At 71.0% G+C, this 9,410-nt stretch carries 10 protein-coding genes; 4 read left to right on the top strand and 6 right to left on the bottom strand.

The features are described 5' to 3' along the window. Window positions 1-45 precede the first annotated feature (45 nt). Window positions 46-546, top strand: a complete 501-nt coding sequence (locus ON30_RS03430; RefSeq protein ID WP_051028893.1) for an LppU/SCO3897 family protein — start codon at window positions 46-48, stop codon at window positions 544-546. A 7-nt stretch (window positions 547-553) separates the two neighbouring features. On the opposite strand, the gene ON30_RS03435 is transcribed toward ON30_RS03430, so the two are convergent. Then, window positions 554-2,848, bottom strand: coding sequence for a helicase-associated domain-containing protein (locus ON30_RS03435; protein WP_040704098.1), 2,295 nt, complete (start codon window positions 2,846-2,848; stop codon window positions 554-556). 126 nt (window positions 2,849-2,974) lie between these two features. On the opposite strand from ON30_RS03435, the gene ON30_RS03440 reads away from it, so the two are divergent. Beyond that, entirely contained in the window at window positions 2,975-3,163 is a 189-nt protein-coding gene (locus tag ON30_RS03440) for a hypothetical protein (protein ID WP_040704099.1), read from the top strand. A gap of 80 nt (window positions 3,164-3,243) precedes the next feature. Here the strand turns inward: ON30_RS03440 and ON30_RS03445 are convergent, their stop codons facing one another. Then, window positions 3,244-3,873, bottom strand: a complete 630-nt coding sequence (locus ON30_RS03445; RefSeq protein ID WP_040704100.1) for a transglycosylase family protein — start codon at window positions 3,871-3,873, stop codon at window positions 3,244-3,246. Window positions 3,874-4,252: 379 nt separating this feature from the next. Then, complete coding sequence (locus ON30_RS03450) at window positions 4,253-4,495, bottom strand: hypothetical protein (protein ID WP_040704101.1); 243 nt, start codon at window positions 4,493-4,495, stop codon at window positions 4,253-4,255. 211 nt (window positions 4,496-4,706) lie between these two features. Here ON30_RS03450 and ON30_RS03455 point away from each other — a divergent pair, with 211 nt between their 5' ends. After that, a complete protein-coding gene (locus ON30_RS03455; protein WP_174387356.1) occupies window positions 4,707-5,129 on the top strand; it encodes a cold-shock protein in 423 nt (140 codons plus the stop codon). A 41-nt stretch (window positions 5,130-5,170) separates the two neighbouring features. Here the strand turns inward: ON30_RS03455 and ON30_RS03460 are convergent, their stop codons facing one another. From ON30_RS03460 to ON30_RS03470, 3 genes are all read right to left on the bottom strand, one after another. Next, entirely contained in the window at window positions 5,171-5,758 is a 588-nt protein-coding gene (locus ON30_RS03460; protein ID WP_040704105.1) for a DUF2771 domain-containing protein, read from the bottom strand. A gap of 54 nt (window positions 5,759-5,812) precedes the next feature. Beyond that, the gene (locus ON30_RS03465) at window positions 5,813-7,606 is read right to left on the bottom strand and encodes an MFS transporter (RefSeq protein ID WP_051028887.1); all 1,794 of its coding nucleotides are present in this window, start codon (window positions 7,604-7,606) and stop codon (window positions 5,813-5,815) included. A 140-nt stretch (window positions 7,607-7,746) separates the two neighbouring features. Further along, a complete protein-coding gene (locus tag ON30_RS03470; RefSeq protein ID WP_040704106.1) occupies window positions 7,747-8,520 on the bottom strand; it encodes a glutaminyl-peptide cyclotransferase in 774 nt (257 codons plus the stop codon). Window positions 8,521-8,567: 47 nt separating this feature from the next. Between ON30_RS03470 and ON30_RS03475 the strand changes: the two genes are divergently transcribed. Then, window positions 8,568-9,410, top strand: an 843-nt coding sequence (locus tag ON30_RS03475; protein WP_245553921.1) for a DUF3027 domain-containing protein, incomplete at its 3' end; no start/stop codon positions are given.

Consider the following 9,410-nt stretch of genomic DNA (forward strand, 5'->3'; position numbering starts at 1 on the left):
GTTTCGGTGAGAGAGGTTCCCCACGTGAAGTTCCCAGGTGTGAGAATGCCGGCGCGTATCGCGCCCGCGCTCCTGGCGGTGGCCGCACTCGCGGCCGTGGTTACCGGTTGTTCGGCTGTCGACGAGGCCACCAAGACCGATGTCGCCAAGACCAAGGTCGGCGACTGCATCAGCATCACGAACAACTCCACGACCGCCACCGAGGGCGAACCCATGGACTGCTCCTCGCCGAAGGCCGTCTACAAGGTGTTCCAGACCTTCGACGCCAAGACCGAATGCGCGTCGGAGTACACCAGCTACACCGAGGAGTTGGTCAGCGGCGGGACGGCGTTCCTGTGCCTCGCGCCGAACTTCCAGCAGGATTCCTGCTACAACGACGTCAGCACCTCCCCGTACAAGTGGGTGGATTGCACCTCGCCCGACGCCACCTTCAAGGTGCTCCAGCGCGTCGACGGCCAGGATGACGAGATGCTGTGCGGCGAGACCGCCGAGCAGTTCATCACCGTCCCGGACCCGAAGACCCTCTACTGCGTCGGCAAGCCGTAACCCGGTTTCATTCCAGCAACGCCACCGAGGCGATGCGATGCAGTGTGAAGTGTCGGACGGTCCCGGTGACCGGGTCCAGCGCGTCGAGTTGACCGTTGCCCACTTTCAGGGGTTCGACCACACGCTGTGAGGCGACGCCCGAGGCGTCCACATACCCGATGTTGACCGACCGCCGCACCCTGGCCGCCAATTGCAGCAATGCCAGGGTCGCGGCGGTACTGGTTCTGCTGCCGTCGGTGCGCACGGCGGTTCCCGAGCGCGCGGCGGCGGCGCGTTCCCCGGCCCGCAGTTCGGTGACCAGCGATGCCAGTTGATCGGTGTTGGGCGGCATCGGCCGGTAGGGGGTGCGGGCCAGCGGTCGCGCCGAGATCCGCGCGCCCCGCGTCCGCAGGGTGACGACGGCGCCGGCCGAATCCTCGCCCGCCGGAGCGAATCCCGCGGCGCGCAGGCGGTCGAGGACTTCGCCGAGCGGCGCCTGCGCGATCGCCACGGTCGGCGCGATCCCGCGCAGCGCCAGGTCGGCGGCGACGGGGGCGGCCAGCATCTGCGCGAGCAGTGCCGGGTCGTCGCTGCGCACGAACGACTGCGCCACCCCGGCGCGCAACCGGCCGTGTCGGCGGGCGACGTCGTCGATCAGGTAGGTCAGCGCCTGCGGGACGGGGGTGCGCGAATGGGTCGCGAACAGCGCGTGCAGTTCCGCGGCGGTCAGTCCGGCGTCGAGTGCGCGCCGCACCGAGGTCTCCGACACCCGGTACACCGTGGCCGCGCCGGCCGATTCCACGTCGGCGACCAGCGCGACGCGCTGCTGGAGTTCGGGCACCAGCGGACCGGGCGCGATCACCGTCAGATCCGCTTGCACCAGCACGTGATCGACCGGTTCCGGCAGTGCGGCCGCCATCGCCGCCTCCGCGTCGGCCGCGCTGGTGGGCGCGTCGTGCAGCAGGGCGCGTGCCGGGGAGGCCAGCGCCCCGCGTCCGACGAGTCCGACCTCACCGGCCTCGCGCAGCGTCTGGCGGACCGCTTCGAGCCGGAACTGCCTACGCCTGCGCGGTTGCCGCCACGCCAGTACCCGGCCGATGTCGGCGGCGTCGAGGCCCGTCCCCGTGGGCTGTTCGGCCAGCAGATCCAGGATCGCGCGGCGGTCGCGGATCGCGTGCGGGGTGCGCAATTCGATCGACAGCGCGGCCAGCGGTTTGTCGTTGGCGTCGCGCAGGCCGATCATCCACGGCATCCGGTCCAGTTCCAGCCACACCCGCGCGAGAACCAGCCAGCGCCGGGCGGGCGGGGCGTCGAGCCAGGCGTCCGAGGCGGGCGTGGGCGCCCAGAAATCGTCGGTGCCGTCCACGTCGGCGTCGGGCTGACCCTTCTCGACCAGTTTGGCGGCGGCCAGCAGTTCGATCAGCAGTCCGGCGCGGCCCTCCTCCACACCGATCTGTTTGGCCACCCGGCGCAGTTCCCGCACGCCGAGTCCGCCCGCGCGCAGGGCGGGCGCGGGGGCCTCGCTCAGCGCCTCCAGCACGCCCGCGCAGTGCCGCAGCAATTCGCCGACCTCACCGGCCGCCACCGCGTTCACCTCGGCGGCCGTGTGCTCGCTCGGCGCGGGTTTCGGCGGGGTGAGCACCCACGGGTCGGTCACCGGTTCGTTGCGCAGCACCTGTCCGACCGTGATCGGCAACTCCACGGTCTCGTCGTCCACGCGGTGCAGCAACCGCAGGGTGAGCAGTTTGCGCACGGGTCGGTCGGCGGGGGCGTCGGGCGCGGCGTCCTTGGTGCGGCCGCGCGGCCCGGTGGTGGCGAGTTTGTCCAGCAGGGCCCGTTCGGGCGCGCCGATCCCGGCCAGCGCCGCCGTCACCTCGGGTTCGGTCAGCGCGTCGGGGACGTCGGTGGTGCTGCCCAGTTGCCAGGGCATCGCCTCGGCCGTCGCCGCCACCAGGTGCACGGCGTCGCCGTCGAACCAGATCAGCGCGCGCTCGCTGAGCCGGGTCAGCGCGGCGTCGAGCGCGGCCTTGGGGGTGCGGCCCTTGAGCGCGGCCCACAGCGCGCGGCGACCCAGCGGGGCGGTGTTCTCCGGCGGGCGCGAGGTGGAATGCGCGACCAGCGTCTCCACCACCGCGAAATCGAGGGTGTCGAGATCCTCGGTGGCGCGCAGCACCGAGGCGCGCTGCTGGGCGCGCGCGGCGAGCACGGTCATCGAGGAGGGCAGTGGCACGGCCAGGTCGGGACGCAGCTGCAACAGGGTGACCAGTTGGTCGTCGGTGCGCGCGCTCAGCCATTCGGCCAGGGTCGGGGTCGCGTTGCCCATGTGCTCCCGAGATCGTCGTCGTGTCACCATTCGGGATCCGAGCCTAATCCACCGCGACGGCTCCCGGCGGGGTGAGCCGGTGAGCTGGGGACTGACCCGCGCGCGCGGACATGCCACAATAGGGCCGTGGCGAACAAATCGAAGAAATCCTATGTCGACAACGGGTGGCCGAAGCTGGCCGATGGTGACCACGCCGTCACCGAACTCTCCTCGACCCGCTCCGGCAACCTCTCCCCGTACGGCGAGGACACCGAGTTTCCGCTCCCGGCCGATCAACTGCCCTACCTGCACCCGCACACGGTCATCAACCGCTGATCTCCGGGCCGGAAGGCGCGAAGATACGAACAAGGCCCCCGCATCCGAGCGATGCGGGGGCCTTGTTCGTGGACGGGGGGTTACTGCGGCAGCAGACCCTTGTTCGCCTCGTAGAAGTTCACGACGTGCGGGTCGAGCTGGGTGCCGTTGGCCTTGGCGGCGTTGAAGAAGTCCAGGGCCTGCTGCGGGATCTGCACACCCTGCTGCTGGACGACGGCCAGGGCGCGGTCGACCGCGGTGAAGATCTCCTGGCTGGAGTCGGCGGGCTTGGCCTGGTTCTGGACCTCCGGCGCGGGGTTCCAGCGCGGGGTCTCGGCGGCGGGCGCGGTGCGCGGAGTCGGGCTGCTGCTCAGCCCGAGCTTGGCCGAGCAGGAGGGCCATGCGCCCCAGCCCTGCGAGGCGAGCACCTTCTCGGCGACGACGATCTGCTCTTCGCGGCTGGCCTGATTCGCCGAGGCGGCGTATTCGCCACCGCCGTGGGCCTTCCAGGTGCTGGGCGAGAACTGAAGGCCGCCCTGGAAACCGTTGCCGGTGTTGATGCCCCAGTTGCCGCCCGCCTCGCACTGCGCGAGGCGATCCCAGTCGGAGTCGGGTGCCGCGCTGGCGTTTCCGGCGAGGGCTACACCTGCGGTGCCGATGATGGCGCCGGTGACGGCGACCTTGGCGACGGTGCGGCCTGTGGAAGTCGGCTTGCGATGGCGTCCACTCATATCGGGTGTCTTCCTCTCGTCCGCACCTGCGAGAGTCTCGCTCGGGTTCGGACTGAGAGGTCGTCCGTCCCGCCCCCACCCCTGTTTCCAGTCGGGGTCCGGTACCCGCGGGGTGAGGTTCGGTGCGGCGGGCCGGTGGTGCCGGGGTTGCCCGGCTGGAATAGACGGTACGACTTCCGGCGCGAAAAATCACTATTTGATAACCGGCGTGTGGGAACAGATCTCGGTGTTATCTCGGCGGGCGCGCGGAGGCTTATTCGCAGCTAGGAGCGGTCCGAACTGTCCGGTTAGCGGACGAATCGGACCCCCAGGAAGACTATAATGTGACCAGGATCACATTTTGATTGGGTAACGATCGGCGCGGGTAATCCGTGCCCTGTCATCGGGAACGACGGCCCGACCACAGCGCGTAGAACACCCCGGAGATGAATCCGAGGGGCGCGCACATCGCCGCGGGGTACAGCCACAGCGCCGGTTCGGCGTCGCTGAGCACGGGCGTCAGGAAGATCGCCACGATCGCCAGTAGTCCGATGCCGAACAGTCCGAGCGCGACGAACAGGAAGCGGTCGCTCGCGCGGCGCGGGGGCTTGCCCTGCGGCGACGGCGCGGAGGAGTCAGTCACCCCACGACCGTAAAACTGATGTGCTTCGGCAATCGCCACCGGGGTAGACTCGATCCAAGCGCGTCCTACAGCCTGTGGGGCGCGTTCTTTACGCAAGCTGACAGAAAACGGCTGTGGCACATCGGGAGATCGTCGCCGCGGCCGTTTCCGAGCAGGTGGATGTACTCGGGCCGCTGGGGTCCGAGGTGTCGATGACGAACGGGTGAGCGCAGTGCCGACCGGCAGGGTGAAGTGGTACGACGTCGAAAAGGGCTTCGGCTTCCTTTCCCAGGACGAGGGAGAAGACGTCTACGTCCGTTCGTCCGCGCTGCCCGACGGTGTCGAAGGTCTCAAGCCCGGCCAGCGCGTGGAATTCGGCATGGCGGCCGGTCGCCGCGGCCCGCAGGCGCTGAGCCTGAAACTGCTCGAGGCGCCGCCCTCGGTGCGCGGTCAGGAACGCGAGCGCGCGCCCCGCAAGGAGTCAACGCAGCCGCGCAAATCGCCCGATGAACTGCACGGCCTCGTCGAGGACATGATCACGCTGCTCGAGACGAAGGTCCAGCCCGATCTGCGCCGCGGCAAGTACCCGGATCGCAAACTGACCCAACGCATCTCCGAGGTCGTGCGCGCGGTCGCCCGCGAACTCGACCACTAGCGTCCGGCGGCGCGCGGGCGACCGCGCGCCGCGTTCCCGCGCTACACCGTGCTGATCGACCAGGCGGCGTGCGGGACGTAGAACTCGTTGCCCGCCTCGTCGCGGGCCAGGATCGGCAACTGCAACTCCACGCCGATCAACCGCAGTTGCGGCTCCGGGCGCGAATCGATCGTCAACGCGTAGGACCCGTCCGGGTAGTCGTTGCGGCTGACCACCTGGTCCACGCGCTGACCGGTGTCGGTCGCGTACACCAACTGCGCGATCCACGGCGCGTGCGCGATCTTCGCTGGCAGCGACAGTTGCAGCGGATAACCCGGCGGCACCTCCAAGTCCACCGTGCGACCCTGCTGGCAGCCGCCCTCCCCCTCCCGGCACGGCAGCCCGGCGAAGACGGTGCCCTCGGCGTCGGCGGGACGCTCCGGCAGCACCTCGCAGTCGCGCATGGTCACCGAGCAATAGGCGAACGGGGCGACGTCGACGGTGCGGCCGTGCGCGTACGCGGTCAGCTGCGGCGACCGCTCGGGCGCGTCGCGCACCGCCACGGCCACGACGCCCGCCACCGCCGCCGTCACCAGCAGCAGACCCGCGGCCACCAGGGCCAGGATCGTCCGGAACCCGGGTTTCCTCACGACCGGCCCTCGCGGGTCACGGCCGCGCGCACCGCGCGGATCGTCATCGTTGCCTCATTCACAGACGGGATCTCCTGTCCCTCGTTCGAACGGTGCCGGATCGGGGCGGCGGGCCCGCGGCGGGGTATCGGTGGGCACGGTCGGGACCTCCTGCTCGGCGTGCAGCGGTCGATGACCGCCCAGACCGGGCAGCAGGGAATGGCCGCGATAGCTGACGAAGGTCTGGATCAGCCCCAGCGCCAGGACGCCGGTGACGACCGCGAAGCCCTTCCAGAACTCGGTGGGCAGCAGCACGCCCGCCGCGCCGCCGACGACCCAGCTCAGTTGGAGCACCGTCTCCGAGCGGCCGAATCCGGAGGCGATGGACTCCGGCGGCAGGTCGTCCTGGATCGAGGCGTCCAGCGACACCTTCGCCAGCGCCGAGGCCGCCGAGGCCACCAGCGCCGCGACCGCCGCACCCAGCAGGTTGTCGGTGAACACCGCGAACAGCGCGACCAGCGTGCAGGCCGAGGTACAGCCGAGCACGATCAACTGCGGACGGCCCAATTCGATCCGCGCGCCCGTCGCGTTGCCCGCGAAATTGCCGACCGCCGCCGCCACGCCGACCGCGCCGAGCATCGCCGCCTGCTCCCAGCCGCCCTCGCCGGTCGCCTTGGCCACGAAGGCCACGTAGAAGGTGAGGAATCCGGTCAGCACCCGGATGGCGCTGTTGCCCCACAGGCCGGTCACCACCGCGCGGCCCAGTGGCTGCCTGCGCTTGCGCGGCGGCACCGCCGAATCCTTGCCCAGCACGTCGGTGACGGCGTCGTCGCCGTGGTAGCTCAGCGTGGTGGGCACCTCGCCCTCGGTGACCTCCACCCAGCGCGGAATCCGCAGACTCAGGTACGCGCCCGCGACCGCGATCACCGCCGCCAGCACCAGCGCGCCCGTCGAACCGGCCAGCGCCGCGGCCAGCGCCGCCAGCGCGCCCGCGCCGATCGTGCCGCCGACCAGGCCGAACACCGTCAATCGCGAATTGGTCCGCACCAGATCTATCTCCGGTGGCAGCACGCGCGGCGTCACCGCGCTCTTGAGCACGGCGAAGGATTTGCTGCCGATCATCATGCACAGCGCCAACGGATACAGCGCCCACGAATCGATCTGGAAGATCAGCACCACCGCCACCACCGCGCGCACCGCGTAGGAGGTGGCCAACGCCAGCCTCCGACCGCGTTGCAGGCGATCCAGCAGCGGACCGATGACGGGGGCGATCACCGCGAACGGCGCGATCGTGATCAACAGGTACAGCGCGACCTTCGCCTTGCTCTCGGCGGTCGCGCTGGCGAAGAACAGTGTGTTGGCCAGCGACACGGCCACCGCGGCGTCCAGGGCGAAATTCGCCATCGTCGCGTAGGTGAGCGCGGTCAGGCCGGACTTGTCGGCGCCGTCGGCCTTGGCGGCGCGCTGGAAGCTCGCGAAACCCTTCTCGGTGAGTTCGCGCCCGCGCATCGCGGCCACCCGGGTGACGGTCAGTTTGCGCGGCATCCGGCGACCGGACGGTTCGGGATCGGGACGCGTCGGCGGTCCGGGCGCGCGGTCGTGTTCGGGGGTGCGGTCGTGTTCGGGCAGCGGCGCGGTGCGATCGGGGCGGCCGCGCGCGGGCGGTTGCGGCTTGCCGGGAAACACCTGGCGCGGCGGGCGGCGCGGGTCGGACCGCCCGTGCTCCGGGGCCAACGGGGGGAGTGGTTTGCGCCGCGACCCCGCCGCGGGCGGCGGGTACCGGTCGAACCCCGGATGGCGTGCGATCGGGGGCTCCTCGCCGTCCCACGGACCACGGGCGGTGCCGGAAGGGTCGCGGGGAGTGTTCACACAGACAATTCTGACCCATCGGCGGCGCGCGGTCTCCACGCCGTCGCGGTCGGTGTCTGGAAAGTCCGGTCCCGGATTTCCGGGATGACCACGCCGTATCGGGGGCGCGGTTGCGCGGCAACGGGTTCGACGCCCCGGACTCACTCGGCCACGAAGCGCACCTCGAACATCGTCGGCCAGTATTTGCCCGTGATCAGGAAACGGTCGGTGCCGGGCACGTGCGCGATGCCGTTGAGGACATCGGCCCCCGCCTTCGCCGTGGCGGGCAGCAATCCGGTGGCATCGACCACCCCCAGCACCTCGCCGGAATCGGGGTCGACGCGCAGGATCCGGTCGGTCGGATAGTCGTTGGCCCAGACCGATCCGTCCGGCGCGCAGTCCAGTTCGTTCAGGTGCGCGCCGCGCCGATCGCGCAACGTCACGGTGCCCGTCTCGGCGAAGGTCACCGGATCGCGGAAGGTCAGCGTGTCGGTGCCGTCGCTCATCACCACCCGGTCCTCGCGGGTGCACAACCCCCAGCCCTCGCCCTCGTAGGGCACCCGGGCGCGCTCGGCCAACGTCACCGGGTCGCGCGCGATGGCGACGCCGTCCTTCCAGGTGATCTGCCACAGCGTCGACCCCGCCACGGTGATCCCCTCGCCGAACAACGGACCCGGCAGGTTGACACGCGCGAGTTCCGCGCCGGTTCGACGATCGAAACGGGCCACCCACGAAGCCCCCGCGCGGCCCGTGCTCTCGTAGCGCACGTCACCGTCGATCTCCAGGCCCTGGGTGAAGGCGCGCGGGTCGTGCGGGGTGGAGTCGAGCACCTCGACCCGCAGTCGCGCCGCCTGATCGTCGGACCCGCCGCAGCCCGCCGCGGCCAGCGCGCAGACCAGCAGTGTGACGGCCGACCGACGCCGAGTGCGTTCCATACGGCAAAATGTAGGCCGTGAGCGCTGTATCTGTTTCCGAGCCCGGTATCAGGCCGATTCTGGCCGATGCCGTGGACGTGGCCCGCCGTGCGCTCGTCGAGTTGGAGCCGACGGGAGTCGGCGCGCACCTCGGGGTGACGGCCGAGGACGACAGCGCCGCCACCCACCGTTTCGAGGCCACCCTGCGCGGATACCGCGGCTGGCAGTGGGCCGTCGTGGTCGCCGCCGCGCCCGCCGCCGCCTACGCCACCGTCAGCGAATCCGCGCTGCTGCCCGGCCCCGACGCCCTCGTCGCCCCCGATTTCGTGCCGTGGGATCAGCGCGTGCGCCCCGGCGACCTCGCCCCCGGCGACCTGCTCGCCACCCCGCCCGACGATCCCCGCCTCGTTCCCGGCTACGTCGCCACCGGCGATCCGGTCGTGGACGAGGTCGCCCAGGAGATCGGCCTCGGCCGCACAAAGGTGCTGTCGCTGGAAGGGCGCGAGGAGGCCGCCGAACGCTGGTACGGCGAATTCGGCCCCGACACCGACATGGCCAAAGCCGCGCCCTCCACCTGTGGGCGCTGCGGCTTCTACCTCCCCCTCGCCGGTTCCCTGCGCGCCGCCTTCGGCGTCTGCGGCAACGCGATGGGCGCGGACGGCCGCGTCGTGCACACCGAATACGGCTGCGGCGCGCACTCCGACGTCGTCGCCCCGCCCGGCCAGGGCTCCCCCCAATACGAGGCATACGACGACGCGGCCTACGACGTCGTCCCGCGCGAGGCGTCCCGCGCGGCCACCGAAGCGTCGACTCCCGCTGCCACGGAGGTCGCTGCGACGGTCGCCGCCGACACCGAAGTGCCTGCCGGCGACACCGAGGCCGAAGCGCCCGCCGCCGCGGCTGATACCGCC

Source organism: Nocardia takedensis NBRC 100417, from assembly GCF_000308695.1.
Taxonomy (GTDB): domain Bacteria; phylum Actinomycetota; class Actinomycetes; order Mycobacteriales; family Mycobacteriaceae; genus Nocardia; species Nocardia takedensis.